Source organism: Microcoleus sp. A6-C6, from assembly GCF_036705955.1.
GTDB lineage: Bacteria > Cyanobacteriota > Cyanobacteriia > Cyanobacteriales > Microcoleaceae > Microcoleus.
Map to the genome: position 1 here is coordinate 16,691 of NZ_JAUBVR010000033.1, position 26,528 is coordinate 43,218.

Consider the following 26,528-nt stretch of genomic DNA (forward strand, 5'->3'; position numbering starts at 1 on the left):
ATAGTATAAGTTATGTCGATTTATTTGCCCGATCGCTCTTTTTTAACTGTAGATTAACGCAGATTAACGCTGATGAAAGCAGATTGGAGAATGACTAAGCTGTTCCACATTTAAACTGCATTATTTGTAGTCTATACCCCATACGGTAAGGGGTTCAGGCAAGAAATTTAAATGAATAACAGCTTATTGCTATTTTACCATAAACAAAACCCGCAAGATGCGGGCTTCATTTTAATAATTGCTATTTAACTGATTATTACATCACAACTGTACTAATCAAACTTTGCACATTTTGGACAACAGCAGTAGTAAAGTTATGAGTCGCAGGCAAACTGTCAACCACGATTCCCGCGCACAATAGCATCAGATACAGAATAGAGTATTTGAAGAGCGATCGCGCTACGTTCTTATCTTCTGGAGTCTGCAACAGCAACCAAGCCTTTTGAGCAAAAATAGCACCGAGGAAAATCGCAGTACCTGCATACACCGGGCCGGCTAAATTCAGCGGATAGACTAGCAGCAAAGTTGCAGGAAGCATCAATAAGGTGTAAATCCAAATTTGGCGGGCTGTCTCTTCGTCGCCTTCAATTACCGGCAACATCGGTACTCCTACTCCCTCGTATTCGTCGCGAATCATCATTGCTAAAGCCCAAAAATGCGGCGGTGTCCACAGGAATATAATCCCGAATAGCAGCCACGCACCCCAACTCAAATCTCCCGTCACCGCAGCCCACCCAACTAAAGGAGGAATCGCCCCTGCTGCACCGCCGATGACGATGTTTTGCACGCTGTGGCGCTTCAGCCAGTGCGTGTAAATTAGGACGTAGAAGACTATGCCGGACATTGCTAGCAAAGCGGCTAATAAGTTGGCGACAACTGTAAGCAATGTAAAGGATATTGTCGCTAGGACGATCGCAAATATCAAAGCATCCCGCTTCTTAACTCGCCCCGAAGGAATCGGCCGCCACCGGGTGCGCTCCATGATATAGTCGATGTCGCTGTCGTAGATGCAATTGATTGTATTGGCGGAAGCCGAAGCTAAAGCGCCTCCGGTAATAGTTGATACCAGCAATAGCGGATCGACTTCTCCTTTGGCGGCCATCCACATTCCTGCTGAGGTGGTGATTAGCAGCAGTAAAATAATTCTGGGTTTTGTTAGTTGATAGTAACTTTTCACAACTTGCGAAAAGTTTTCGTGGAGGCGGGGCCTGTCGTTGGTAAGGATTTCTTGCATGGTTGTAAGCTGTTAGTAATTATTTGTGAATTCGTCATTAGTCATTAGGTTGGAGTGGCGGGTTTTACGATAAATATTTGATGTAGCTACAAGGATTAATAAACCCGCCGCCTCTTACTTTAGTCTTATCTCTCAAGCTGATAAAACTCGATCGCGCCACGCTAGAACACTAAAAGCTACCAGGGTTCCCAGCAATGCTGCACCGACTGCTTGGTGCGCGACTGTCAGCGGTTCTACCTGAAGGTGCAGCCGGAAAGTTGCTAATCCTAGAACTAATTGAACAATCAGACAAACACTGGCTAAATTTCCTAATTTTCGCAAGCTTGAACTTAGTGCTGGTTGTCGCCAAGCCATGACTGATAATGCTAAAGTTGCTGCGGTAGCGGGTACGATGCCGGCGATGTGGCTGTTCATTACCGAACACAATTCTGACGAGCCCAAACATTGATGCAGCGCCCATCTAGAGCCTACTAATGCTCCTAGCAGGCTTTGTAGGTAAACTAACAATGCTGCGATCGAACTTACCCATGCTAATTTGTTTATATTGCCCGTAGCTTCGTAGGGAGTCAGCATAAAACCGATCGCTAGCAGGGCGCAAAAAAACAGTAAAGCCGTTCCCAAGTGAGCGGTAACGATGTCAAATCGCAGCAGTTGCGTCACAGTGAGGCCGCCCAAGACGCCTTGAAAAAGGATTAAAAATACAACCCCGGCGCTGGCGAGTGGCAACCACTTCGGTAGGCGGCTGCGGTAGAATACAGAAACTCCTAAAAGGGCGATCGCGCTTAAGCCAATTGCTGCTGCATCCAATCGGTGAAACCACTCTAGAAATACCTGCAAATTCATTTGCGCTGCGGGTATTAATTGACCGTAGCACAGCGGCCAGTCCGGGCAAGCGAGCCCCGCATTCATCACGCGCGTGGCGCTGCCTACAGCCATCAACAGCCAGGTTGCGATCGCAATTTTCCACACTAGGCCGCGGATAATATCTTTTGGCTGCCACTGCACTCCTGCTGCTGCTTTTGGCTGATTTAAAACTGAGTTTGCCATGAACTTTACCTTAGCCTTTGTTATCGATCGAGCTTAATTAAATATTGCGGTTTTGTTTTGGCTGAGCTTAGCCGAGCTTAACACTTGTTTTTTCTGACAATCTGTCATAATTCCTACCTTAGCGACTCTTTTATCTAATTAGTTTGTCTTTAGATATTTTTCAACTTTCCTGTTTATATTACAAAAGATTGCAGGATTTTTGCTAAACTTCAAAAAACTTTAATCTTTCACGCCAATCTTCGATGGTTTACAACTCCCCCACTGTCGGTATTTCGATCAAAAATAAAAATATAATTAAAAAAAAGCTAGTTAATGTATAATTGTGATAGGCGTTGAAAAGTGTTTAGATTCGTTTTTCTGCCTCCAGCCTCCAGCCTCCTGCCTCCTGCCTCCTGAGTCGTTGAATCTAAAACCTAAAATCTCAAACTTTGCAGCCATGTCCCAAAAAAACGAAACCGCTGTTTTAGCATTATCGCTCCTAATTACGATCGGGCTAGCCGGCACAGGTATTTGGTGGCTGACAAGCCGCGGCGGCATTACTCCCGAAGCTTCATCACCCCAAAATCCGACAGTTTCCAAATCCCCGACGGAGAATTCCCCGCAGTCAGAGCAAGCAATCCAGCAGCGTCTGAGTGCCGGAAAAAAACTGCTAATTTCAGACAAAGCAACCACAAACAAACAAGCAGCAGTACAGGCTTACGCATCTGGCAACTACAACGCCGCTATTTCCGACTTACAAGCTTCACTGAAAACCAATCGCAACGATCCCGAAGCACTAATTTACCTCAACAACGCCCGCATCGGCAACCAAAAATCCTACACAATTGCCGCAGCAGTTCCCATTGGCGCCGATATCAATGGTGCTCAAGAAATTTTGCGGGGCGTTGCTCAAGCTCAAAATGAAATCAACCAAAGTGGCGGCATTAGCGGTACTCCATTAAAAGTGCTAATTGCTAACGATGACGACAACCCAGAGATTGCTTCGCAAATTGCCAGTGCTTTAGCAAATAATTCAGAAGTCTTAGGAGTAATCGGGCATTTTAGTTCAGATGCAACGCTAGCAGCCAGCAAGATTTACCAGCAAAATCAATTAGTAGCAATTTCTCCGATTAGTACGTCTGTGCAACTCTCAGGAATTGGCAGCAACATATTTAGGACAGTGCCGAGCGATCGATTTGCTGCGAATGCTCTTTCTCGCTATATGCTAACAAAATTACAAAAGAAAAAAGCTGCTGTATTTTTCAATTCTGCTAGCAATTATAGCAAATCTTTGAAAAGTGAATTCACGACTGCTCTTTATGGAGATGGCGGACAAGTAGTATCGGAATTTGACTTTGCTAAGGGCAATTTTAATGCTACCGAAAGCTTTAAAAGCGCGATCGCCCAGGGAGCAGAAGTGATTATGTTAGCCGCCAATACCGCCACGCTTGACCAAGCTTTGCAAGTAGTGCAAGTAAACGCCAAACGGCTACCGTTACTAGCAGGAGACGACGTTTATACTGCTAAAACACTGCAAATTGGTGGCGCAGGAGCAGCAGATATGGTGCTGGCTGTTCCTTGGCACATTCTGGCAGATCCGCAGTCAAGCTTTCCCCAAACATCCAAACAACTTTGGAATGCTGAAGTAAGTTGGCGCACAGCTTTAGCCTACGATGCGGCGATCGCCCTAATTGTCGGTTTAGGGCGCAATCCGACTCGCACAGGCATTCAACAAGCTTTATCGGCACCGGATTTTTCGGCAACAGGAGCATCGGGCCCGATTCGATTTTTACCTTCGGGCGATCGCAATCGAGCAGTTCAATTAGTAATTGTTAAACCGGGAAATCGCACCAGTTACGGTTACGATTTTGTGCCGATATCCGGTTTATGAATTGTATTGAACAAGCAAGAAAATACCTCTTGCAAAAATTACACACTCTCTTGAAATTATCGGCGTTGATCTGCGTTGATCTACCTTGCATCTACGGTTGATTAATCAATCAAAGATTTATGCCAGAAGTCTAGCTAATTGGATCTAAACTTGCGAAACCCCGATCGGTCTAACTTGCCTGTTTCTCTCAAAAATAGCCCTCGGTTTCAAAGCAATTCTCAACAACAGCCACAGCGATCGCCATTCTCCGGGCGTTTCCAGCCGTTTCCACTGGCCGGGGCGACAGTAGAGCATTTCGATCAAACAGCGGTGTTGACTAATGTTTAGGCGATCGAACACAATTCGCACAGTCGGAAATTCCGCAAAACTGCACCCTGCTGCATCCCGAAGACTAGACTTCAAGTGAGATTTATCGCTAATCAACTCAATCTTAGCCACAGGAATCAAACATTTCTCTTCCATAATTTCCAGAGTCGCCGAGTCGCAATCAATCAAATGCTTGTCAAAACTAGCTTCGTTCAACTCCAGAATAGGCGACGGTAGGGATATCCTCGCTTTGACGGCCACGCTGCGAGCGATCGCTCTCATTTTACCATCCGATAAACTTGTCTCAACAGCATATTTGGGCAACATCTCTGCTGCGGTAAAACTCTGATTACTGCCTTTACCTTTCACCGCAAAACTCGGCCGTTCAGTCAAAGCAACTTCAGCGCCACTTTCCGAAATTACAGTTGTTATTCCCCAAAAACTTTCACCTCCCACATTCAACTGCACCACCCTACGCAAATTGAACCATTCGTAAATGTCCGGCTTAGGAATATCCACCAAAATTAGCAGCGCAATTCCCAGCATCAGCAAGTTGTAAGCACTCCAAATCCAGCCCACACTCACACCTTTTAACAAATCAGCACTTGCTGATATTGCCTCCAAGCTGCCAACATTTTTAACTAAATGAATGTTTAAATTATGCAACAAACTGAATGCTGTAGCTGCGAATAAGATAATCAAAGGCCATCCCAAATTCCAGTTAAAACTAAAGCGATCGCTCGCAATTCCTTTGGGCGTTACCTTAAACCCTTTCTGAAAGGGATTCAGCATAGCACTCACCACCGCCACCGCTAAAGGAATACACTGCACGAACGAGTAAACATCGGAAAGCAAAGCCGATCGCGATTTGCGGTTCAGCCAAGAAAACACAGTAACTTGCACCAAATAGTAAGGCAGAAAAAAGTAGAGCAATTCCCGCGCATTTGTCCGCAAAGGAAGTACGCCGAGAAACGAATAAGCTAAAGGCATCAACAGAAATAAAACCCTGGTTAAACTGGTAAACCAGTGCAGCAATCCTTCCAGGTGACATAGCCTTTGTACCAATCTGAGGCCGCGAATCGTTAAAGGATTGGAATCAATAAAAAATGCTTGAAGCGTGCCTTGCGCCCAGCGCAGCCTTTGAGTTAAATGAGCTTCTATATTTTCAGCAGCCAAACCAGCACTCAATTTTTCATCTAAATAAACTAAACGATATCCGGTGGCTGACAGTCGAATTCCGGTAAAATAATCTTCGCAAACTGAATCTGTGACAAAGCCTCCCACTGTTTGTAGCGCGCTGCGCCTCATCACAAAAGACGTGCCAGCACAAATTACGCTGTCGGCGCTGTCTTTGATGATTTCAATTTGCCTGTAAAATACTTCTTCTTCCGGCGCGAGCACATTTTCTAAACCTAAATTGCGGGCGATTGGATCGTGGTTGTAAAAGCTTTGCGGTGTTTGAACGAGGGCGATTTCGGGATTTTGAAAAAAGCCAACTGTTCTGGTTAAAAAGTTTTTAGTAGGAATGAAATCTGCATCGAAAACTACAATTAGTTCTCCATTTGTTAGGGCTGTGGCGTGATTGATGTTGCCAGCTTTGGCGTGACTATTATCGGGTCTGGTTATATACTTACATCCCAGTTCTTGGGCTAGCAATTTAATTTCAGGGCGCTTTGTATCGTCGAGCAAATATATTTGTTTGTTGGGATAATCTAAAGCTTGACAGCCGATGATAGTGCGCCTCAAAATAAAAAGCGGTTCGTTGTAAGTTGGAATATAAATGTCTACGGATGGGGCAAAGTTTCCCTCTGCAACTGCAACTGCCATGCGATCGGCTTCTCGATGCCTGTCTTTCATTCTCAGCATTAAATACAGTTGAAGGCTGCTGGTGAACACCATCAGCATTTCTAGGAAAAACAGCCCCAAACTAAAGATACCGTTGAGGGGATCGCTTAAATTTAGGGTAACGAGCGATCGCCACAAAACGTAGCGAATGGTTAAAGCCAAAACTATGGCGACTACCACAGCCCGCGACCATTTCTGTGGTTGAGGCGAAATTTTTATTGCAACTAAAGCGGCCGAGACAAGGGCGAAAGTCGGCAATAACAAATAAATCTTGCTCGCATCGGGTACTTGCAGCCAGACAGGCGGGTTTTGCTGCCAAGTGTCGATTGTGGCAAAAATACCGCTGACAGTGCCTTCACCGCTAAACCAGGCGGAGGCGATCGCACCTGCGAAAGCAACCGACCCCAACACGACTAGCGTTGCCATCTGCACGCGCCAAATCCGCCCCAAAAAGCGGCGTTTTAAGTCTTGAAGGTCAAATCTTGAATTTGTCATAAAAGGTGAAATTCCCGATCGTGTTTGCAACAGTCAGGGTTTCCTGCTGTTCACTTCTTAATCCCGTTGAAAATTTCGACAGACCCCACTTAATATATTTATATTTTTTAACATTCTGACAATTTGATGATAGTTCACTTGCTTGCTGATGGCAAACTGCTCAGCAAGTCCAATCCAGGCCAAGTATAGCAACAGATCCTTGAGATTGCGTGCGATCGGAACAATACAATTGGTTTGTAGCACGGAATGCAAGTCCTCATCGAACTCTGCGGACTTGCATTCCGAACTATCAAACGCGATCGAACTCTGCGGATTTAAGTCCTCACTACAAACGTGTTATTCGCCTCTGTGCAGTTATTACAAAAAAAAATAATCGTGTCTACAAATCAAATATGATTGCTATCTCAAACGATAGCAATCACTAGGGCTTAATAATTAGACGAATTTGACATCTAACTAAAGGTAGATAAATTTTATATTAATTTAAAAAGATTACCGCGATCGCAGCACAAAAACTTAGCCAACAAAAAACTAATCAGAAATTTCTAATTGCGAGATTGCATAGCGGGCGACAGCCAAACCAACTCTCGCCTGTTCTATTTCCGACAATTGGGCCCAAGGTCTTTTCGTCTCGATGACCACTTCCACCCCGGACGAATCAGCCTCTCGCATGGCATAAGCCAAAGGACGCGCCAACACCTGCAAATCTTCCTCAGCCCACTGAGGCAAAATATCTAACACGCACTCAACCATTTGGTCAGCTAAAGATTGATATTTAACAGTTGCGTTTTGGACGCTTTGAGCGATACGGGCCAGAAAATCTTGAGGAACGAGAGCAAATTTCTCGCGCAAAGACTTTTGCACGGCGCTAGAGAGCCAAACTTGTTCTAATTGCGCGAATAAAACTCCCGACTTCTGGGCAATATCGCTGTCGCTGAAGGAATCAAATAGTGCAAATTCCTGCTCTAGATCCGTCAAATAAGATTCTGATTCAAGCTGTGCAGGATTCCAGGGATAAGCAACATCAGTCTGAACGATTGTGGCGAGAAGCTCCATCTGGGCCTGAGGAAGCGAGTCGCGAAAATATTGAGAATCAGGAGATTGGGTAGCCATGATGTAATACCTAAGTGCTTCAAGGAAAATACAGAAGGGGGACTGTGCCAAGAGCTAGTTGCGAGCTGCCAGTGGTGAGTAAACTATTTTAACTTCCGACTTGAGACTCAACGCCCAGAACTTTGCTGTGCCGATCGCCTTCATTAGCTACACGCGCACCTTAATTGGTTCCGCAATCAGTCTCACTGTAGCCCGAAGTTTGTGGAACCTCAATAGTGAACTCAAAAATCTGACCTTGAGAACTACCAAATTTTAGCTGAGTGCCCGATTGCAGCAGCAGTTCTTGGTGGTGAACTCTCACCCATCCCTCCGGCCCCAAAACTAGAGTCCCGTAGCGAGAAAAATCGCGCAGGAAGTAGCTAGATTCGCCCCGGCTATCTCCGATACTGTTGCGACAGAAAATCTCGGCGTGTTTTTGAGAAACCCACTGTTCTCGAATCACTACGTCGTTTTCTTCCCAACGGCCGACTCGAACCATACCAGCGCTAATCGGCCAAACCTGATTCGCCGATTCGGTAGATTTGACATTTGGTCGATCGCGCCCCCGCAAGTAAGCACAAGATGGCAAACGTCCCAGCCAAGTAGAAGAATTCAAAGGCAATTCAGTTTTGAGATCATCTACCGGTTCAGTCAGTTGACCGTCAAACTCCGGGTGCATATACAGTACGGGCAGCGTCCAAGCCGGTTGATTGAACTTGTACAGTGTCAGTAGCTGCTGTCTGGCGATGGCGACGGCGCGATCGATCGACATCCGCCCGGCCAAAGCTCGAGCAAAAGTTTGGATAAAACTCAGGGCTTCGCGATCGGCGATCGAGTCCCGCATCCCCAACACCGCCGGCACCCCGTGATGAATCAGTACCTCAGCCAAACTGCTACGGGCGATCGCCTGTTGCTGACTGTTATTTAAATGCAGCCTCTCCACCGCCGGCTGAGCTCCCCAACAGGCATTAAACACCGCCAGAGTCACGCGGCATCGAACCAAAACCTGAGCCAATTCAGTACCGTTAATCACGTTATCCGGGCCCAAAAATAGCAAACCGCCGTCAGGGCCCGGTATCCCGTGACCGGCGTAGAACAGGATGTTATAAGCTTGCGTTTCCAGCCGAGAAATTAGTTCCGCCGGAGTAGGTTCGATCAGAGTATCGACGCGAGTGGGAACGCTGATGTCAAAATATTTGCCACTATCATCGGTTTGAAAAGCACTCTTGAGAACGCCAGCTAGGACAACTGCTTCTGCTTCCAACTGCAAATGATGGTTGTTGCCCCTGGAAGATTGAGAATTAGCACCGTAGCCTGGTTCTGCTTGTCCCAAAACTAGCAAAATGTTTAGCGACTCAGCAGGACGCAGGGGCGGCAAAGGCTCAACATTGCTGGTAGTGCGGCTGAAAAGCAGTTGCTGCGACAGAGAAATTGCCGGTTGACCGGCTTGAGGCTGCATAATTTCCCAAGGCAAAGCAATTAAATAGGGTTCGCGCAAATCTATCCGCACTCGCAGGGGTAGATTTTGCCCGATCGCGATACCTTTACTTTCCTGGAGACTACCCTGGATCGGCCCTTCAAACAGCCACTGCCAGAGGTTAATCCCCAACTGCTGCATCAGGCGGCTGCTGTAGCTTGCAGGTGGCTGTGGCGGGTTTTGCTCACCCCTCTCCAACAAACCCCCTTGACCGATACGGAGCGGCACAGGGGGCATCGGTGGGAGTGACTGTAGGGAATTAGGGGCTCGTTTTTCAATTTCTGCCAGTAGATTCTGGTTGTTTTCCGGCGAGACGAAACTGCCATCAGGATTTAGGGGCAATTCGTGAATTGTCCCGGAGGGCGAAAACATTTCCTGCCAAGCTTTCCAAGATTGGGATAGGGCAAGCGGCCACATACAGTCGTGGTGAACGTACCCGCTGGGATAGGGAGCTTGTAGAACCCAAGTGGCAAAATGGTTTGCCCCAGCGGTTCTCAGGCGAGCGATCGCTATACTGAGGCAAGGACTTTCAGGGCGCGCCATCTTACGACTCTGGATATAAGGTTGATCGACTTTAACTATTCGTAGTTTATCGGGTTTGGGGTGCGATCGAGCGCGAGAGATTACTTGATAAGTTTTTAATTTTACTTACCGCCCAAAAATTTCTCTAACTTTGGTACATCCACCCAAGTTCCAGTAGCATTTGACTCCTGAGTCAAATCCATCAACAACTGCGAGTAAACCCCTTCTTTGAGCGACGGTATCAAAGATTTCCCCGCATCAATTGATTCCACCCACCTATCTACTACTCGAATAAACGGTGCAATTCTCCCGTCTGGATAAACTTGAGGAAACTCCAATCTTTGAGGAATTTTAATTTCAGCTAAAGGTTCTCCAGATTGGGAACCCCACAAACGAAATCCGTGGACGTAATCCTGCTGATTGTCGCTTCCCAACACCAACGTACCCTTACTCCCGTAAATTTCCACCCAGTGTCCCCGCCCTTGATAAGTAACAGAACTCAAACAAACTTGACAAGGCGTTCCTCCGGCTAATTCCAACATCAACGTGCAAGAATCATCGGCATCCACTAATTTTAAATTTCCCGAATCATGCGGATCGGGTCGCTCCGAAATTCCTGTAATCAGTTGCCCAGAAAGCCTCTGCGGCGGGCCGAACAGCCAGCTCATATAATCAAAAACGTGAGAACCTGTCGCGCCCAAAACTCCGCCGCCTCGCTCTTTTTGCGCGTACCAATTCCAAGGACGAGCAGCATCAGCGCGCCCCGACACCAACCAATCAATCTTAATTAAACGGTTTTCTCCGACATATCCTGCTGCTAATAATTCTGCTAGCATTTGCCATGCGGGGATGAACCGAAATTCAAAATCCATTGTGGCAATTGCTCTCGAACCATTGTTGTTAAAATTAATTGGAGATTCGCTGTTTGCTAATCGGTAAAGTTCCCTAGCTTCATAAGCTGTCAGGGCTGTCGGTTTTTCTAATAATAAATGTTTGCCTGCTTCTAAGACGGTTTTTGCCATTTCAAAGTGCAAAAATGGCGGTGTAGAAATGCTAACGCCCGCTACTTCTGGGATGGCGACTATATCTGCGATCGAGTTGCAAGCGTAGGGGATATTGTGGGCGGTGGCGATCGCCTGAGCTTTGTCTAAATTCCGGTGGTAAACAGCCACAACCTCAGTTCGGTGATGTGCCTGGAATCCGGGAAGGTGCACTTTTTGACCGAAACCTGTACCGACTACTGCAACGCCTATTTTTGACATAATTTAATTATTGGGAATTGTTAATTGTTGACTGTTGACTGTTGGCAGTTGGCAGTTGGCAGTTGGCAGTTGGCAGTTGGCAGTTAGTTGTTAGTTGTTATTTGTTAGCTGCCACCAATAACTAATGACCAATAACTAATAACTAATAACTAATAACTAATAACGACTAATCAATGACTACTGACTACTGACTACTGACTACTGACCACTGACCACTGACTACTGACTACTGACTACTGACTAACTACCCATTCAATTACTTGTTTGCCCAAACTAACGCCGTCAAACAAGTCAATTTCTCTGATCCCTGTAGGGCTGGTGACATTAACTTCGGTGAGATAACCGCCGATGATATCAATGCCGACAAAGTACAGCCCGTCTCGTTGCAGCACCGGTTCTAGCTGAGTGCAAATTTGATATTCGCGATCGGTAATTTCGGTTTTTGCGACTCGGCCACCGACGGCCATGTTGCCGCGAAATTCATTGCCGGTGGGAATGCGGTTAATAGCACCGATGGGCTGGCCGTTCAAGAGGATGATCCGTTTGTCTCCGTCTTTGGCTTCGGGCAGATATGTCTGAACCATGACTGGGATTTGCCCTTGTTGAGTGCTAATTTCGACTAGGGAGTTGAGATTGCGATCGCCCGCCTCCAAGAACAAAATCCCCTCGCCAGCTTTACCGCCCAAGGGTTTAAGAACTGCGGCTCCTTTTTTCTCAACAAATTGCCGAATTACCTGCTTATTTTGAGAAACAATGGTTTCGGGGATCGCTCCTTCAAATTGCAAAGCATACATTTTTTCATTCGCCGCCCGCAATCCTTTGGGACTGTTAACGACCAAAGTTTTAGCGGGATCGATGCCGTCTAGAAGGTAAGTTGCGTAGAGGTAAGGAACGTTGACTGGGGGATCAGTCCGCATGAATACTGCGTCCATTGCTTCGAGTGGCTGCAATGTAGGCGGTTCTACTTCGTACCAAGCCTCAGCAGCCTCCCAGCGTCCCTCTACCTGTGTTACTGGGGTGAGTGTTACCTGACTGAGCATTGCCCAGGTTTTACCACCGATGACGCTTAATTCGTTGGCTTGAGTCGCCCACACTTCGTGACCCAAATGTTGAGCTGCTTCCATCAGCGCTACGCTGGTATCGTGTCCTGGAATTAGTCGATCGAGCGGATCGATGATGAATGCAAATTTCATGGTCAGTTACAATTAAAAATTGATCGAAGGAAAATTTGGGAAAATTCAAAATTCCACGGGGAATGCCTCATGTTGCCGCTAGCAGCGGATCGAGCAGGCCTTGAGCATCTAATTCGTGCATTTCGTCGCAGCCGCCTATGTGTTGGTCGTTGATGAATATCTGGGGCAGGGTGCGGCCTCCGTTGGCTCGATCGGTCATTTTATCGCGTGCTGCTGTATCTCCGTCGATCGCGTATTCTGTAAACTCAACCCCTTTTCGCTTCAGCAGTGCTTTGGCACGAATGCAAAACGGGCAGGTTCTCCAAGTGTAAATTTCTACTTTAGGTATCATCGGACGCTCACACAATAACAATATTTTTTTATTGTAATCTTAACCAATCTTATTTTAATTTTTATATAGAGCAACCGCGCCCGACGGTTACAAAGTTCTCGGATTGCACTTTCCCCATGCAATCTAGGGCTTTTAATTTCCTGGCGTTCAATCGCTAAACTATTCTTCCTTCTGCTCCAGTTACACGCCGCAAGCTGTAAGGTAATTATCTATACATTTTTGGTGGTTTTATCTAAAAAACAAAAAAACACTCGCGCTTCAAAAAACGGAGAGATGTTGAAAACAAGCAGCAGCTTGAGCCTGCTTACCGTTGCTGACCGACCTGCTTGTTTCGTTTTCTGGCGGAACAGATAATTCCTGCGCCTGTCAGTAAGAGTGCTACCACAGTACCTGGTTCTGGGATAGTTGTTCTCCTGATGACGGGTGGGTTGTAGTTTGGCAATATCGGCTTGGGCACTGGTAAAATCAGCGGAGGCACTACGGGCGACGCGATCGGTTGTTGTGGTATGACCGGTATTTCCGGTGCGGTTAATAGTGGTATCTCGTCTACTGTTGGTGATGGTGATGGTGATGGGACTACCGGGGGTGTCTGCACCACGGGCTCTACTATTAGAGGGGGTGGTGATTGGACTGCCGGCACTACGGGTTCTATTATCGGTATCGGCGTTGCGAATGGAACTGCCTGCGCTTCCGGTACCGCGTCTCGCACAGGTGCTTGTGATGCCGGTACTGCGTCTCGTAAGGTTGTTGGTGATTGGGGGCTGGGGGAATTATCAGGCACGCAGGCACTTGAATAGTTTCCGGGCCCGCACACATCGATTGCTGCTGAAGCCGGAGGGGCGGCAGCTAGATAGTAGAACCCTGTTGCCATTGTGGCAGAGAGTCCAATTGCTAGTTTTGCCAGTGGCGTACACATAACTATTTAGTTAAACAGTGGTAAAATCGCAGAATTGAAATAGTGCTAGAGATTAGCGATGCACGGCGGGCATAGATTTTAGAGTTCTTACCATAAGTTGATGTTTTCTCTCCCGGACGCCTGTAAAATATAGTATAGCGCTTGAGGCGATCGCCCAAACACTTTGATCTTATTTTTTTCACCCTACTCGCGTAGCGTGGTTTGCACCGTCTGGCAACATCTTTTGGCAACCTCTCAACCAACAGCCCTTACAGCCATTAACCAAGAGAGTTTTTACATTGACCGCCTGAAGTTAATTATGTAACCGATCGCCAACTAGCTCTGCTGTATTCTAATTAGCAATCCACAATCTGACTATTCTTTTATAATCTCATGGTTCGACGAGATCTGTCCTCAGTATATGTACGTATATTCCCGACTGTCAACTACTTAAAAGGAATATTTAAGTATTTACCGAGGGTAGAGGGCGTATTGAATGAGCTGCGCTAGTCGATCGCGGAGAGTTTCCATTCCGAGACCTTTGGCGGCCGAGATAAATACGGCTTGAGGAAACTCTTCTCGTGCTAGGGCGAGAGTATCTTCATCTACGGCATCGATTTTGTTAAAAACTACAAGGGCTGGCCCGGGAGTTACGGGCATATCTGTCAAAATATTCATGACCGATCGAATTTGGCTCTGCCACGCGGGATGGGAGAGATCGACCAGGTGCAGCAAAGCATCTGCGTCAGTAACTTCTTCGAGGGTAGCCCGAAAAGCGTCGATCAAGGAGGGGGGCAGTTCGCGAATAAAGCCCACTGTATCTGTGAGGACGATCGACAAAGGTTCTCCAGTGACAGCGCTCTGAATCGTCAGCTTTCTGGTGGTGGGGTCGAGGGTGGCAAATAACTGGTCGGCGGCGTAGACCTCGGAATTGGTGAGCAGGTTGAGCAGAGTCGATTTACCGGCGTTTGTGTAGCCGACGATCGCGACTGAGGGTACGTCCATGTGGTGCCGGTTCTGCCGCAGCCGGAAACGGTGAGCAAGCAGTTGATTGACTTCTTGCTGCAATCTTGAAATGCGTTTGGCGATCGTCCGCCGTTCGGTTTCTAGTTTAGTTTCCCCAGGGCCTCTGGTACCGATGCCGCCGCCCTGTTTTGACATTGCCTGACCGCGACCTCTGAGCCTGGGCAGGGTGTATTGTAGCTGAGCGAGTTCGACTTGCAATTTACCTTCGCTCGATCGCGCTCTTTGGGCAAAAATGTCGAGAATCACCTCAGTGCGATCAACTACCCGGATACCGATCTGAATTTCCAAGTTCCGTATTTGTGCGGGGGACAGGTCGCGATCGAATACCACGAGGTTAGCGCTAATCGTTTGAGCGGTAAGGGAAATTTCTTGAATTTTGCCTTCGCCGACGACTGTCTGCGGGTGGGGGCTCGATCGCTTTTGACGCACTGTTTGCAATACCTGACCCCCGGCACTTTCCACCAGCCGGGTGATTTCTGCGAGTCCGTCCTCAAAATCCAGTAGAGTCATGTGCTGAGTCATCACACCCACCAGCAGCACTTTATCTTGGTCTGCATCAACCTGCTTAGCTACAAACTCTGCTTGAAAATCTGCTTCGAGTCCTTCCACCAACTCCAGAAAGTCTTGATCTGCGAGGTCGTCCAAACTCAGAGGTTCTGATATTTTCCAGGGAAAGTTTTGAGTTTTGGTTGGTGATTTTTGAATTACAGGTTCTTCTATTTCCTCAGTCTCATCAGTTGAAGCTGGTTCTAACTTAGCGCTCAAAACAGAGAACTCAAAATTTGGCCGGTCTCCCTGGGGTATCAGGTGAACGAGATAAGTTTCTTTGATGTAACCTGTCGCACCGCCGCCGCGACGCTGAAACCCTCCGCCGGTCAGCGTCAGCCACACTAGGGCGTCTAGGCGCTGAATTGCCATTGCCGTGAGTGCTGCTTCGCTGGGTATTTCTGGCTTGAGGTGGGTGGCGATGCAGCGAATGCCGCTGAGGCGACCTCCCCCGTAGCGGGGCAATTCTAGGGGCGCAATCTGGGTTTGGCGGGGTGTACCGACACCGACGCGAATCACTTGTCCGCGACGGTTGATGTAGGTGCAGATTGGCTTGTCGATTTCGGTGCTGATGGCTGCGACGCGCTGGGCGAATTCTGCCGTGGTGATGCGATCGCCCGGTAGTCGCTGGTGGTAAAGCTTTTCGAGTTGTTTGAGCTGGCTAGATTTTAAACCCTGAAGATTGCCGTAGATGGTTTCGATAACTGTTTCTCCCGATCGCTCTGTTTATTTCCTATTTTAGTTAACTCTGGGGCGATCGTGTTCTCGTTGGTAGTTAAAATTTACTAAATCTTCGTGCCTCTGGGATCTCGCGGATTCAGTATTGTCGAGTCACCAGGGCGGGTGTTTGTCGCTGCGGGGCGAGGGAGCTTTTCACAGCAGCCATTTCAACTTGCGGTTTTATTTGGTATCTCCAGATACAGGCGATCGCTAAAAAAATATTTTTTAACATAAGTTAACACATATTTTTGTGTTTCAAAATCCTCCTTTAGACTTGTGTGTATCTTGAGCCTAGAGACAGATAGCAAACTAAAAATTAGGTCGCTACTATGATAAACGAAACATTGTTAAGGAATGTAAAAACATGGAAACTCGTCCTACTAACGTACCTACAACCACTAATGCCTACAACGGCAAAGATCGCAATGCCTTTTTGTTTGGCTTCAACCCGCAAGCAGAACTTTGGAACGGCCGCTTAGCGATGATCGGTTTCTTAGCTTATTTGCTTTGGGACATGGCTGGATATAGCGTTCTGCGCGACATACTTCACTTTCTGCCTACCTATATCGCTCGTTAATAACGAGCAGCCTTTCCTGTCTGGCAGCTTCAGGAAATGCCGCAACTGCCAGACAGGCTAAAAGTTACAAATGGCAGCGAGTATGGTCTGGTCTATTTGTATCTTTCGTTACTTTTGAATGGCATTAAAAGACTTTTTGCTGTGATTCGATGATTGCGGGTGGGGGCGATGGCGCTGGCGCGGTGAATATTGAGAGTAAAACAGATATTTATTGCGTCAAGCCGATCGCCCCTACTGTATTTTTTGGCAAGGAATCTCGTCAATAAACTCTGATACTTTATGAAAAACAGGAGCATCAACGATGATTAACTCAAATTTATTCGCAGTAGTAGAATCGGCTGTGACTGACACAGCCTCAGGAAATTGGCAAAAGCCGCTAGTGATGTTTGTTTGCAATATGTTAGCCTTGCTAGTCTTGAGCCGCAGAATTTGGTATCCCCACGTCGGGCCGAAAATGCCTTTGCCTTTCCCATCTTTGTTCAACAATGTTAGCGTACCGGCATTTCTCGCTTGCATGAGCGCCGGTCATTTGCTGGGAGCGTTCGCGATTTTGACGCTCGGCGTGGACAAGTATATTTAGGATCAATTGCGCGGCTGTTGTGGTGATTTTTTGCTACAATTGGTTGATGAGAATGCGCAAAAATTTTGCCGGGGTAAGTGCATTTATTGCACTCACCCTAATTTTAAGTTTCTAGGGAACTGTTTGGCTGCCGCCTTTAGCTGCTATTTTTCACAATTAATTGACCAGCCCAAAAACTGGTAAAATTCCCGACGCTATTGTGGGGAGATCCTAAGATTTTAGACCTTAGTTTAAGCTCCCAGATTGGATCTGTGGAGTAAATCTAAAATCTAAAATTTAAAACCTAAAATCGACTGACGAGGTTTAAAGCAATGGAATCTACTTCGATCGCAAATTCTGACAAACAAAACGAAACTAACACCGGCGATACCGAACGCTGGGCTTCGTTAATTGGTGGGGGAGCGCTGGTGCTGTTTGGCTTGTCGCAGCGTTCACTCAGAGGTACTTTGCTGGCGGTTGCGGGCGGCGGTTTGGCGGCGCGCGGGCTGGGGGTTGTGGAGGGTTTGCAGTCGGCTGCGGATGCGAATCAAACTATTAAAGTTGAAAAGACGGTGACGATCGACAAACCGGCTGATGAATTGTACCGTTTCTGGCGCGATTTTGAAAATTTACCTCGGTTTATGAAGCATCTCAAACACGTTACGGTAATAGATGACAAGCGTTCTCACTGGATTGCCAGCGCGCCGATCGGCAATAGTGTAGAATGGGACGCGGAGATTGTAGGCGAAGAAGAAAATCGCTTTATTGCTTGGGCGTCTGTGGAAGGGGCTGATGTTGAGAATTCGGGTTTTGTGCGCTTTCAAGCGGCACCAGCAGGACGTGGTACTGAGGTAAAAGTGGTGATTGAATACAGCCCTCCGGGCGGTGCGATCGCTGCGGGCGCTGCTAAACTATTTGGGGAAGCTCCCGAACAGCAAATTGCTGACGATTTGCGCCGCTTTAAGCAGTTTATGGAAGCTGGGGAAATCGCTACGACGGAAGGTCAATCGTCGGGGCGCAAGTAATAATTGCGATCGTGTTTGCTCGTGTAACAATCATCAAGTTTGTAGTGAGGACTTCAGTCCTCTTTCTAGGCATTGAAATCAATTAGGACTAAAGTCCTTACTACAAACCGTTGAGTTTGTGTTAATAAAATATTTTTTTTTGAGATTGTTAGCTGATGCCGTCTGAAGTGATTTTCGGAAATGCGGGCGCTGAAGGTGCAAGTCGCGGGGGTTGGTTTGCGGGTCACTTTATGACGCCGGAAGATGATGCGCGATCGACTTCTGTGTTAGAGGTAAAATGGGGCGTTCATCCCGCCGGAGATTGCAGGACTCAGTGGGCGGTAAATGCGGCCGCAACTACGCTTTCTATCCTGGTAAAAGGGCGGTTTCGCCTGCAATTTCTAGAGCAAGAAATCTTGCTTTCTCGCGAAGGAGATTATGCTCTGTGGTTGCCGGGAGTGGCTCATTATTGGTCGGCAGAGGAGGATTCGGTTATAGTGACTGTGCGCTGGCCTTCGGTGTCGGGTGATAGTTCTGGTATTAAGAATTAACTGGAACTTCGGGAACCAAAACGCGGCCACTATAACCCGCGCGGTGGTGGCGATCGATCGCCTCTGATGCGATCGCCTCCGCTTTGCCGCTCTTGACTAGGGCTACGCAAGCACCGCCAAAACCTCCGCCCGTCAGCCTCGCGCCGAAGACTCCGGGGATTGACTGCAAGATTGCCGCCAGGGCGTCTACTGCGGGTACTGAAACTTCGTAGTCGTCGCGTTGACTGGCGTGGGAAGCATTCATCAACTCGCCGAAACGCTCTGCTGGCAAAGATTTTATTGCTTCGAGCACGCGGTTGTTTTCGGTGACGACGTGGCGCGATCGCCTTTTGAGAGGTTCCGGCAATACTTCCACAGCTTTGGGATCGGTGATATCCCTGAGAGCTTTAACACCCAATATCCGGGCGGATTCCTCGCACTCAGCGCGTCGCTGGTTGTAGCCGCTTCCGGCTGCTAAGTTGTGGCTTTCGCCGCTGTCAATTACTAAAATTTCTGTACCTGCGGGAAAGGGTACTGGGCGGTATTCGAGACTGCGGGTGTCGATAAATAGCATGGTGTTGGTGTCTGCTAAACTCGACGCCATTTGATCCATGATGCCGCAGTTCAAGCCGGCATAGCGGATTTCGGCTAGCTGTCCGATTTGAGCCAGCCGCACGTCGTCTAGGGGGAGGTTCAGCAGCGCGCGCACTCCTCTGAGGGTTGCTATTTCTAAGGCGGCACTGCTGGACAAACCGGCTCCGATCGGCACATTCGAGGTAATGTAGAGATTTATTGGCGGTATTTTGTATCCTTCTTTTTCTAAAAGTCTGAGGCAGCCACAGATATAAGTGACGAATGTTTGCGGTATCGTATCGTCGTCTGAAAAATTTATGAGTTCGTCATATTCTGCTGAATAAAAATGGTGTCGATCGTCGCTGCTGAAGCCGATTTGTACTGTTATGCGCTGGGGAATAGCAGTCGGAAGTACAAATCCGTCGTTGTAGTCTGTGTGTTCGCCCAGCATATTTACTCTTCCGGGCGCGCTGGCTGTGGTTTTGGGTAATGTACCAAATACTCGTTGGAATTTCATTTTTGGGGAATTAGTCATTGGTCATTGCGAATTGCGAATTGCGAATTGCAAATTGCAAATTTGTAAACTTTTTTTTTGATCGTTGACGCTTTTATAGTGCCCAAGTTTTTAGCTGAATTCAACCCCTGTTTACAAAAATAAACATGAGTGTAAGTTGGGGGAAAATATGAGGTTGTGATAGAATGAAGGGCTAAGATTTCTCCAAAAATTCAAAAAATGCGATCGACCAGACCCCGGAAACAGTTTGCTCAACATTGGCTAAAAAGCGAGAAAGCCTTAGATAAGATTGTCAAAGCAGCGAGCTTGGAGGGCGATCGCGTCCTGGAAATCGGGCCGGGTACTGGGATTCTGACTCGGCGCTTGCTGCCTGCGGCTGAGTCTGTTGTTGCTGCGGAGATCGATCGAGATTTGTGCCTAAAACTAGCCAAGCAACTAGGCAAAATTGACAACTTTTTATTGCTACAAGGCGATTTCCTGGAAATGGACTTAGAGGCTGAACTAATAGCCTTTCCCAAATTCCAGAATCCCAATAAAGTTGTTGCCAACATTCCCTATAATATCACCGGCCCCATCCTGCAAAAACTGCTGGGAACGATATCTGTGCCTGCTCCTAAACCCTTCGATTCGATCGTGCTGTTAGTGCAGAAAGAAGTCGCCCAAAGACTTTACGCTAAACCTGGTTCTACAGCTTTTGGCGCTTTGTCGGTGCGGGTACAATATTTAGCAGAATGTGAGTTAATTTGCGATGTGCCTTCTAGAGATTTTTATCCGCCTCCAAAAGTCGATTCTGCGGTGGTGCGGCTGCTTCCCAGACAGATAGAAACTGCGGCGGTTAATCCGCGCTATTTGGAGACTTTACTGAAGTTGGGATTTGGTAGCAAGCGCAAGATGCTGCGAAACAATTTGAAAGGATCTGTCGATTTAGATAAACTCGTTCAATTGTTAGAAAATTTACAGATAAATCCTCAATCTCGCGCTGAAGATTTAAGCGTGGCTCAATGGGTAAATTTGAGCAATAATTTGTTTTCCGATGATTCCAAACGACTGATGAGTGATGACTTTTGATTGATAACTTATGACTGTTAATTGTTCAATGATTATTTAACGCTAATCGGAATTTTAATAATAAATTCCGTACCCAGTCCTGGCGCTGAAATACACTGCAATTCTCCTTTGTGTCTTTCGGTAATAATTTGATAGCAGATAGACAAACCCAGTCCCGTACCTTTACCTACAGGTTTGGTTGTAAAAAAAGGATCGAATATCTGCTCGACTACCTCCTCAGCGATGCCTGATCCATTGTCAAGAATTCTGATTTCTACCCATTTCTCGTCTACAACTCTGGTAGAAATTTTGAGGACTTTGAGATTAGTTTCACGGGCCATTTTATGGTTTTCGCTATCTTCCTCTAAAGCATCAATAGCGTTATTCAATATATTTATAAATACCTGATTTAGCTGTCCGGGATAGCACTCGACTTTCAGTAAATTGCCGTAATCTTTGATGATTTCAATGGGGGGATAACCGGGTTTGGGATTCAGGCGGTTTTGCAACATCATCAGGGTGCTGTCAATACCTTCGTGAATGTCCGCTAATTTCATGTCGGCTTCGTCCAGCCTCGAAAAAGTCCGCAGCGACTTGACAATATCGCGGATTCTGTCCGCCCCTGTTTTCATGGAAGATAAGATTTTTGGCAAGTCTACTCGGATAAAATCTAAATCAAGAGACTGGAGTTTTTCTTTGACTCCCGGTAAGGGATTTGGATAATGCTGTTCGTAGATATCGGCCATTTCCAGGAGATTATTCGCATACTCGCCAGCGGGAGTCAGATTGCCGTAAATGAAGTTGACTGGATTGTTAATTTCGTGGGCGACACCAGCTACTACTTGCCCCAAAGATGACATTTTTTCGCTTTGAATTAGCTTGGCTTGAGTCTGCTGCAATTCTAACAAAGTTTGTTCTAGCTGTAGAGTTTGTTGTTTTAATTCTATGGTGCGTTCCTCAACTCTAATTTCTAGCTCGTCTTTGGATTTTTTTAGTGCTATTTCTGCTGATAGGCGCTCGCATATTTCTGCTTCGAGGAGGCTGTTTGCTAGTGCTAGCTGGGCGGGACTGGGAAGGGCTAGGGCTTGAGGGATTAAGTTTACTAAAAGTATGGCTGTAGTGAAGGAAATAGTGGCGGTAATTGCTTTCATGGTTCCTGAAAGCCAATAGGTAGGATGCCAAAGCGTCCAGACTTCAAAGATGTGAGTGATCCCGCAGGCGACGATAAAGGCTCCAAACATGGCAAAAATCCAGTCAAAGGGCAAATCTTTGCGTTTGGAAATAAAATAAATCAGTGTAATGGGGATCGAGAAATACGCCAGTGCAATGATCGAATCTGAGGCTACGTGAAGCCAGACTAACTTGGTCTGCCACAGATAGCAGTGCCCGTGAGGAATAAATGACCCGGAACTAAAAAAAGTTTTCCACATTTCCTGCATAATATTTCCTTTGAGTTGTGAGAAAATGGACTCTGACTTGTGTCAATTAATTTCAACCAGGGGTTTCTTTCACCTGCGGCTTAATCACCTATGCGCTCATATTCTCTCCTAGCTTCAGCAAAAATCAATCTGTATTTGGAAATAATAGGCGATCGCCCCGACGGATATCACGAACTGGCGATGGTTCTTCAAAGCATAGATTTGGCCGATCGAATTGATTTGCGGGCGATCGGTACAGACACAATCCGCGTGCGCTGCGATCACCCGCAAGTCCCGCCGGATAAGAATAATCTAGCTTACCGGGCGGCGGATTTGTTGGCGCAGCAATTCCCCGATGCTTTGGCGAAATACGGCGGAGTCGAGATTGCGATTCACAAGCAGATTCCGGTGGCTGCTGGGCTCGCCGGCGGTTCTGCAAATGCGGCCGCGGTTTTAGTTGGGATGGACTTGCTGTGGCAATTGGGACTTACTCAGTCGGAGTTGCAAGAGTTGGGAGGAACTTTGGGTTCGGATGTGCCTTTTTGCATTGCTGGAGGTACGGCTTTGGCAACAGGCCGTGGTGATAAACTGTCGCCGCTGCCGGATTTGGGCGGATTTCATGTGGTGCTGGCGAAGTTCCGCAATCTCAGTATTTCTACGGCCTGGTCGTATCAAACTTATCGCCAGCAGTTCAGTAGTTCCTATTGTGCGTCGGAGGATTTGGAGTGTCGTCGGGAACGGCTGCATTCGGGGCCGATGGTGGGGGCGATCGCCCAAAAAGATCGATCGAAAATTGGTAAACTATTGCACAACGATTTAGAAAAAGTTGCTTTACCCGTTTATCCGCAGGTGTTGCAATTGCGGGAAGCCTTTGATGCAGCGGGGGTTTTGGGCGCGATGATGTCGGGTTCCGGGCCGACGGTGTTTGCACTCTGTGAGTCTCAAGAGCAGGCTCAGCAGGTTGTGGAACGGGTGAAAAGTGCGATCGCCTCTCCAGATTTGGATTTTTGGGTGGCAAAGTTTAGCAATACTGGGATTCGGATTTTTTCTGAGGAAAATGATGTAAAAGCGCCGATTCCCACGGTGTAACTGGCAGATTGTGCGATCGGTCGAGTTCAATCTAACTTTGCGCAGAGTCTATTGAGCTCGCAGAACTGATAAAATGACATGAAACACGGATTTTATTCTTGGTGAATTAAGCCGAGATCTAAAATCTAAAATCTAACATCTCAAATTGCAATGACTGATTTAACTAATCCAAGTTCTACTTCTCAATCTCTAAGTTCGGCTGGGGATAAAACACCCGCATCTGCTTCGCCGCCGACGGTTTTGCGGTGCGTGACTGGTTCGCTAATGGCGGGCGGATTTGCGGTGGCTTTGTACGCCCTAACTTTGTCGGTAGCCCAAACTTTTGCTAACAAGCCGATTCATTCAGACAATGTGACTGTGATTAATATTGCGGCGGCTGTGCGAACTTTAGTCATGGGAATTGTCGCTTTGGGTGGAGGTGTTTTTGCTTTTGCGTCTGTGGGTCTGATGCTGCTAGCTTTGCAACTTTTGATTCAAAAGTTGGTGAAAAAACCCACAGCTTGAAACCATAGGGCTGCACAAACTCTCGTCTGCAAAGCAAAGACTGAATAGTAAGGTCAAAGCAATGGAATTATTTACGATCGGGCACTCCAATCTGAGTATTGAAGCGTTTATTTTGCTACTGCAACAACACGGAATTACAGCGGTTGCGGACGTGCGATCGCATCCTTTCAGCCGCTATTTGCCCCATTTCAATAAATCTGAAATTACAGATTCGTTGTCTGCTGCTGGGATTCAATATGTTTTTTTGGGGCAAGAGTTGGGTGCGAGGCCAGAAGATTTAAGCTGTTACGATACTAGCGGTAAAGCTTTGTACGATCGCATAGCAGCCACTCCTCTATTTGCTGCCGGAATTCAGCGCTTGCTCAAAGGCGCAGCTAGTTATAAAATCAGTTTAATGTGTGCGGAAAAAGACCCGATTACTTGTCACCGCACTATTTTAGTGTGCCACAAAGTCAAAGAATTTAATTTGCAGATTAATCATATTCTGTCCGATGGCAATTTAGAATCGCACCAGGATTTAGAAGCCAGACTTTTGAGCAATTTTAACAAAGGTAAAAAAAATAATGAGCCAATTCAGTTAAGTTTGTTTGAATTAGAGCCTCAAGTTAAAGATGAAATAGTTGATTTGGAAACAGCTTATTATCGTCACGGATTAGCAATCGCTTATGTCACAAAAGAAAGCAATTAATTTATTTACTATTGGTTTTACTCAAAAAAGTGCTGAGCAGTTTTTTGATACTTTGATGAAAGCGGGAGTCCGCAGGGTGATAGATACGCGGCTGAATAATGTGTCGCAGTTGGCGGGTTTTGCTAAGCGGAAAGATTTAGAATATTTTTTGCGCACAATTGGCAATATTGAGTATGTGCATATTCTGGATTTAGCCCCGACTCAAGAGATTTTGGATGATTATAAAAAGAAAAAGGGAGATTGGGATGTTTATGAACAGCAGTTTTTGCAGTTGATTCGCGATCGACAAATTGAGCAAAAAATTTCGCAGGATCTTCTAGACTGCGGGTGTCTGCTTTGTAGCGAACCAAAACCTCACAACTGTCACCGCCGTTTAGTTGCTGAATATCTCAGTGATCAGTGGCAAAATATCAAAATTAGTCATCTTTGAATTGCATAGCTGGTGTGCAGCGCTATACATAGAGGAATCAATCTAAAATCTAAAATCTAAAATCTAAAATCTCATGACTCGGATAATTTGCCTTGCTAATTCCTGGAAACACGGCGACAGGTGCATCGCTGGAATTAATGAAGTTAATGGTAACTGGGTACGTCCAATTTCCGACTTACCAGACGGCCAAATTCCTAAAGAAATACGGCAGATAAATAGACTGGAACCGGCATTATTAGATGTGATAGACATTCCTTTGGCAAAAACGGGGCCGGACTTTGGTTTCGAGTGCGAAAATCTGTCTATTTTGCCGGGAAAATGGCAGCACGTTGGGAAGGTTTCGTCAGCGTTTTTGCTGAAATATTTCCGTGATCAGGCATACATTTTGCATAATGATTTGCGATTTGTGACGGTGAATTATATGCAGTCTTTGCCAACGGAAAACCGCATAACTTTACAATTAATAAAAGCAGTAAAATTTACCGTAAAAATGGTCGGTCAAAGATTTGAAGGTGGGAATAAATGGGAAGGATCTATTGTTACGGCATACAATCAAAAATTGACGGCAACAATTACTGATCCGGTGTTTACTAGAAGGTTGGATTTGGGCTATCGCCCGGAAAAAGCTTGTTTGATAACAGTCAGTTTAAGTATGCCTTGGCGGCCTGATGGTTGGGAAGGAGATGACCCTTGTTGGAAGTTGATTGCGGGTGTGATCGAGTTAGAGGAAGATATTATTTATTAATGTTAGCTGGCGTTTTGATTGAAATGGCGATCGATTCTTGATTTTTGATTAATTTTAGCAGCAACTCTTGACATCGCATACATTTGAAATTATTGTACGGCGATCGGCGCACACCATAGGTTTAGAGATTTTGTTCGATTTTTAACGTTGTTCGTGGTATAATTCTGCGGGACTGTAGCAGAAAGGGGTGCTTTTTTATGAAAGCAGAATTTTATTATGATTGTCACAAATATATTTGCAGTTTAGTTCAAGTTGATTTTGTCAAAGAATTAAAAGTTAAAAATCATCAAGGTTTTGTGTTGGCTGTTAAGCAAGGTGAAAAGATTGGGCTTTTGGGGAAAAGTCGCCATAATGCTAAACAAGTTGATGTTTCTAAGCCGCATTTTTATAATGTAATTAAAGCAGCAATGAGCGCTTTGGAATTAGAAACTAGAAATGAGGTGATATTAGAAAGGAATCGCACGATTGCTGATGGTGAAGAAATGATTCAGCAGCAAAACCGAGAAATTCGCGTTCTTAATGAACAGCTTAGAATTCAAGCGACTCAGATTGAGCAGTTGTCAAGGGAAAATCAGCAGTTAGCAATGCAGTTAGTAGAGAAGGAAATCAGAGAAATAGAAATTAGTCAAGAAATTGAGGAATATTTAGTGGTGGCGGGAATTGAGGATGGGATTGGAGAAGCTGAGATTAGTCAAGAAATCGATGAATTGCCGATTCAAGATTCTGGGTTAGGAGTGCAGTTAATTGAAAATCAGCAGGATTTAGAGGAGATCGATCAAGAGGAAGCAATCAGCGACGGCGATGTTGAGCTTGTTGATTTAGAAATCTTAGAAGCAGTAGAAGAATATCCTGCAAAAGTGGAATTTCAATGAGGCGAAACTGAGATTCAGCGAGTGCCAAAAAGAGCTTCACAGAGAAGAATGAGAAATAAATAATGAGATTTTTTATTTAGATCGCGGCAAGGTGCGGTGTGCATCGCCCTACAAGAG

General features: G+C 46.3%; 25 protein-coding genes. 12 read left to right on the forward strand and 13 right to left on the reverse strand.

Going from position 1 to position 26,528, the window contains the following annotated elements:
- Nucleotides 1–256: 256 nt before the first annotated feature.
- Together QUB52_RS15075 and QUB52_RS15080 are read right to left on the reverse strand one after the other, a co-directional pair.
- Entirely contained in the window at nt 257–1,234 is a 978-nt protein-coding gene (locus QUB52_RS15075) for a heme o synthase (RefSeq protein ID WP_332973546.1), read from the reverse strand.
- Between the two features lie 132 nt (nt 1,235–1,366).
- Nucleotides 1,367–2,281, reverse strand: a complete 915-nt coding sequence (locus tag QUB52_RS15080) for a COX15/CtaA family protein (protein WP_332966759.1) — start codon at nt 2,279–2,281, stop codon at nt 1,367–1,369.
- Between the two features lie 436 nt (nt 2,282–2,717).
- Between QUB52_RS15080 and QUB52_RS15085 the strand changes: the two genes are divergently transcribed.
- A complete protein-coding gene (locus tag QUB52_RS15085; RefSeq protein ID WP_265235447.1) occupies nt 2,718–4,151 on the forward strand; it encodes an ABC transporter substrate-binding protein in 1,434 nt (477 codons plus the stop codon).
- Nucleotides 4,152–4,295: 144 nt separating this feature from the next.
- Here QUB52_RS15085 and QUB52_RS15090 read toward each other — a convergent pair whose 3' ends face one another.
- The 9 genes from QUB52_RS15090 to QUB52_RS15130 all read right to left on the reverse strand — a co-directional run bounded on the left by QUB52_RS15090 (nt 4,296) and on the right by QUB52_RS15130 (nt 16,093).
- Nucleotides 4,296–6,797: a glycosyltransferase family 2 protein gene (locus QUB52_RS15090; RefSeq protein WP_332973547.1), complete on the reverse strand. Its 2,502-nt coding sequence runs from the start codon at nt 6,795–6,797 to the stop codon at nt 4,296–4,298.
- A gap of 531 nt (nt 6,798–7,328) precedes the next feature.
- Nucleotides 7,329–7,910: a hypothetical protein gene (locus QUB52_RS15095; RefSeq protein WP_265235449.1), complete on the reverse strand. Its 582-nt coding sequence runs from the start codon at nt 7,908–7,910 to the stop codon at nt 7,329–7,331.
- Nucleotides 7,911–8,070: 160 nt separating this feature from the next.
- Nucleotides 8,071–9,909, reverse strand: a complete 1,839-nt coding sequence (locus QUB52_RS15100) for a CHAT domain-containing protein (RefSeq protein WP_265235450.1) — start codon at nt 9,907–9,909, stop codon at nt 8,071–8,073.
- Nucleotides 9,910–10,010: 101 nt separating this feature from the next.
- Entirely contained in the window at nt 10,011–11,150 is a 1,140-nt protein-coding gene (locus QUB52_RS15105) for a Gfo/Idh/MocA family protein (RefSeq protein WP_332973553.1), read from the reverse strand.
- 233 nt (nt 11,151–11,383) lie between these two features.
- Nucleotides 11,384–12,343: a glutathione synthase gene (gene gshB / locus QUB52_RS15110; protein WP_332973555.1), complete on the reverse strand. Its 960-nt coding sequence runs from the start codon at nt 12,341–12,343 to the stop codon at nt 11,384–11,386.
- A 67-nt stretch (nt 12,344–12,410) separates the two neighbouring features.
- Nucleotides 12,411–12,674 (reverse strand): glutaredoxin 3, encoded by a 264-nt coding sequence (gene grxC, locus QUB52_RS15115; protein WP_265235453.1) that lies wholly within the window; start codon nt 12,672–12,674, stop codon nt 12,411–12,413.
- 304 nt (nt 12,675–12,978) lie between these two features.
- Nucleotides 12,979–13,590, reverse strand: a complete 612-nt coding sequence (locus QUB52_RS15120) for a PEP-CTERM sorting domain-containing protein (protein ID WP_265235454.1) — start codon at nt 13,588–13,590, stop codon at nt 12,979–12,981.
- Between the two features lie 450 nt (nt 13,591–14,040).
- Nucleotides 14,041–15,660 (reverse strand): GTPase HflX, encoded by a 1,620-nt coding sequence (gene hflX / locus QUB52_RS15125; RefSeq protein WP_265235455.1) that lies wholly within the window; start codon nt 15,658–15,660, stop codon nt 14,041–14,043.
- Nucleotides 15,661–15,958: 298 nt separating this feature from the next.
- Nucleotides 15,959–16,093 carry a hypothetical protein gene (locus tag QUB52_RS15130; RefSeq protein WP_332973556.1) on the reverse strand — a complete coding sequence of 45 codons (135 nt, stop codon included), beginning with the start codon at nt 16,091–16,093 and terminating at the stop codon, nt 15,959–15,961.
- A 132-nt stretch (nt 16,094–16,225) separates the two neighbouring features.
- On the opposite strand from QUB52_RS15130, the gene QUB52_RS15135 reads away from it, so the two are divergent.
- The 4 genes from QUB52_RS15135 to QUB52_RS15150 all read left to right on the forward strand — a co-directional run bounded on the left by QUB52_RS15135 (nt 16,226) and on the right by QUB52_RS15150 (nt 18,552).
- Nucleotides 16,226–16,438, forward strand: coding sequence for a chlorophyll a/b-binding protein (locus QUB52_RS15135; protein ID WP_194011372.1), 213 nt, complete (start codon nt 16,226–16,228; stop codon nt 16,436–16,438).
- 301 nt (nt 16,439–16,739) lie between these two features.
- Nucleotides 16,740–17,018: a photosystem I reaction center subunit PsaK gene (locus tag QUB52_RS15140; protein WP_332973558.1), complete on the forward strand. Its 279-nt coding sequence runs from the start codon at nt 16,740–16,742 to the stop codon at nt 17,016–17,018.
- Between the two features lie 311 nt (nt 17,019–17,329).
- On the forward strand, nt 17,330–18,022 hold the full coding sequence (locus QUB52_RS15145; protein WP_332973560.1) for an SRPBCC family protein: 693 nt from the start codon (nt 17,330–17,332) through the stop codon (nt 18,020–18,022).
- Between the two features lie 155 nt (nt 18,023–18,177).
- Nucleotides 18,178–18,552, forward strand: coding sequence for a signal peptidase I (locus tag QUB52_RS15150; RefSeq protein ID WP_332973562.1), 375 nt, complete (start codon nt 18,178–18,180; stop codon nt 18,550–18,552).
- On the opposite strand, the gene galK is transcribed toward QUB52_RS15150, so the two are convergent.
- Nucleotides 18,542–19,639, reverse strand: coding sequence for a galactokinase (gene galK, locus QUB52_RS15155; RefSeq protein ID WP_332973564.1), 1,098 nt, complete (start codon nt 19,637–19,639; stop codon nt 18,542–18,544). The two genes, QUB52_RS15150 and galK, sit on opposite strands and share 11 nt — an antisense overlap.
- Nucleotides 19,640–19,837: 198 nt before the next feature.
- Here galK and rsmA point away from each other — a divergent pair, with 198 nt between their 5' ends.
- On the forward strand, nt 19,838–20,686 hold the full coding sequence (gene rsmA / locus QUB52_RS15160; RefSeq protein WP_332973566.1) for a 16S rRNA (adenine(1518)-N(6)/adenine(1519)-N(6))-dimethyltransferase RsmA: 849 nt from the start codon (nt 19,838–19,840) through the stop codon (nt 20,684–20,686).
- Between the two features lie 32 nt (nt 20,687–20,718).
- Here rsmA and QUB52_RS15165 read toward each other — a convergent pair whose 3' ends face one another.
- Nucleotides 20,719–22,104, reverse strand: a complete 1,386-nt coding sequence (locus QUB52_RS15165) for a sensor histidine kinase (protein ID WP_265235458.1) — start codon at nt 22,102–22,104, stop codon at nt 20,719–20,721.
- Nucleotides 22,105–22,194: 90 nt separating this feature from the next.
- On the opposite strand from QUB52_RS15165, the gene ispE reads away from it, so the two are divergent.
- The 6 genes from ispE (at nt 22,195) to QUB52_RS15195 (ending at nt 26,411) form a co-directional block, all read left to right on the forward strand.
- Nucleotides 22,195–23,172 (forward strand): 4-(cytidine 5'-diphospho)-2-C-methyl-D-erythritol kinase, encoded by a 978-nt coding sequence (ispE, locus tag QUB52_RS15170; RefSeq protein WP_265235459.1) that lies wholly within the window; start codon nt 22,195–22,197, stop codon nt 23,170–23,172.
- A 150-nt stretch (nt 23,173–23,322) separates the two neighbouring features.
- Complete coding sequence (locus QUB52_RS15175; protein ID WP_265235460.1) at nt 23,323–23,676, forward strand: DUF3082 domain-containing protein; 354 nt, start codon at nt 23,323–23,325, stop codon at nt 23,674–23,676.
- A gap of 61 nt (nt 23,677–23,737) precedes the next feature.
- Complete coding sequence (locus QUB52_RS15180; RefSeq protein WP_332973567.1) at nt 23,738–24,364, forward strand: DUF488 domain-containing protein; 627 nt, start codon at nt 23,738–23,740, stop codon at nt 24,362–24,364.
- Entirely contained in the window at nt 24,342–24,794 is a 453-nt protein-coding gene (locus QUB52_RS15185; RefSeq protein WP_332973568.1) for a DUF488 domain-containing protein, read from the forward strand. The genes QUB52_RS15180 and QUB52_RS15185 overlap by 23 nt, the downstream gene beginning before the upstream one ends.
- A 73-nt stretch (nt 24,795–24,867) precedes the next feature.
- Nucleotides 24,868–25,539 (forward strand): dual OB domain-containing protein, encoded by a 672-nt coding sequence (locus QUB52_RS15190; RefSeq protein WP_332973569.1) that lies wholly within the window; start codon nt 24,868–24,870, stop codon nt 25,537–25,539.
- Between the two features lie 197 nt (nt 25,540–25,736).
- Complete coding sequence (locus QUB52_RS15195; protein WP_332973570.1) at nt 25,737–26,411, forward strand: hypothetical protein; 675 nt, start codon at nt 25,737–25,739, stop codon at nt 26,409–26,411.
- Nucleotides 26,412–26,528: the final 117 nt, after the last annotated feature.

Bases quoted from the DNA above. Each gene is read 5' to 3' on its own strand.
- ispE (WP_265235459.1), top strand. From the start codon at position 22,195: ATGCGCTCATATTCTCTCCTAGCTTCAGCAAAAATCAATCTGTATTTG.
- QUB52_RS15180 (WP_332973567.1), top strand. From the start codon at position 23,738: ATGGAATTATTTACGATCGGGCACTCCAATCTGAGTATTGAAGCGTTT.
- QUB52_RS15175 (WP_265235460.1), top strand. From the start codon at position 23,323: ATGACTGATTTAACTAATCCAAGTTCTACTTCTCAATCTCTAAGTTCG.
- QUB52_RS15130 (WP_332973556.1), bottom strand. From the start codon at position 16,093: ATGTTAAAAAATATTTTTTTAGCGATCGCCTGTATCTGGAGATACCAA.
- QUB52_RS15185 (WP_332973568.1), top strand. From the start codon at position 24,342: ATGTCACAAAAGAAAGCAATTAATTTATTTACTATTGGTTTTACTCAA.
- QUB52_RS15150 (WP_332973562.1), top strand. From the start codon at position 18,178: ATGCCGTCTGAAGTGATTTTCGGAAATGCGGGCGCTGAAGGTGCAAGT.
- QUB52_RS15145 (WP_332973560.1), top strand. From the start codon at position 17,330: ATGGAATCTACTTCGATCGCAAATTCTGACAAACAAAACGAAACTAAC.
- QUB52_RS15100 (WP_265235450.1), bottom strand. From the start codon at position 9,909: ATGGCGCGCCCTGAAAGTCCTTGCCTCAGTATAGCGATCGCTCGCCTG.
- QUB52_RS15105 (WP_332973553.1), bottom strand. From the start codon at position 11,150: ATGTCAAAAATAGGCGTTGCAGTAGTCGGTACAGGTTTCGGTCAAAAA.
- QUB52_RS15120 (WP_265235454.1), bottom strand. From the start codon at position 13,590: ATGTGTACGCCACTGGCAAAACTAGCAATTGGACTCTCTGCCACAATG.
- rsmA (WP_332973566.1), top strand. From the start codon at position 19,838: ATGCGATCGACCAGACCCCGGAAACAGTTTGCTCAACATTGGCTAAAA.
- QUB52_RS15085 (WP_265235447.1), top strand. From the start codon at position 2,718: ATGTCCCAAAAAAACGAAACCGCTGTTTTAGCATTATCGCTCCTAATT.
- QUB52_RS15135 (WP_194011372.1), top strand. From the start codon at position 16,226: ATGGAAACTCGTCCTACTAACGTACCTACAACCACTAATGCCTACAAC.
- grxC (WP_265235453.1), bottom strand. From the start codon at position 12,674: ATGATACCTAAAGTAGAAATTTACACTTGGAGAACCTGCCCGTTTTGC.
- gshB (WP_332973555.1), bottom strand. From the start codon at position 12,343: ATGAAATTTGCATTCATCATCGATCCGCTCGATCGACTAATTCCAGGA.
- QUB52_RS15090 (WP_332973547.1), bottom strand. From the start codon at position 6,797: ATGACAAATTCAAGATTTGACCTTCAAGACTTAAAACGCCGCTTTTTG.
- QUB52_RS15190 (WP_332973569.1), top strand. From the start codon at position 24,868: ATGACTCGGATAATTTGCCTTGCTAATTCCTGGAAACACGGCGACAGG.
- QUB52_RS15195 (WP_332973570.1), top strand. From the start codon at position 25,737: ATGAAAGCAGAATTTTATTATGATTGTCACAAATATATTTGCAGTTTA.
- galK (WP_332973564.1), bottom strand. From the start codon at position 19,639: ATGACTAATTCCCCAAAAATGAAATTCCAACGAGTATTTGGTACATTA.
- QUB52_RS15140 (WP_332973558.1), top strand. From the start codon at position 16,740: ATGATTAACTCAAATTTATTCGCAGTAGTAGAATCGGCTGTGACTGAC.
- QUB52_RS15095 (WP_265235449.1), bottom strand. From the start codon at position 7,910: ATGGCTACCCAATCTCCTGATTCTCAATATTTTCGCGACTCGCTTCCT.
- QUB52_RS15080 (WP_332966759.1), bottom strand. From the start codon at position 2,281: ATGGCAAACTCAGTTTTAAATCAGCCAAAAGCAGCAGCAGGAGTGCAG.
- QUB52_RS15165 (WP_265235458.1), bottom strand. From the start codon at position 22,104: ATGCAGGAAATGTGGAAAACTTTTTTTAGTTCCGGGTCATTTATTCCT.
- QUB52_RS15075 (WP_332973546.1), bottom strand. From the start codon at position 1,234: ATGCAAGAAATCCTTACCAACGACAGGCCCCGCCTCCACGAAAACTTT.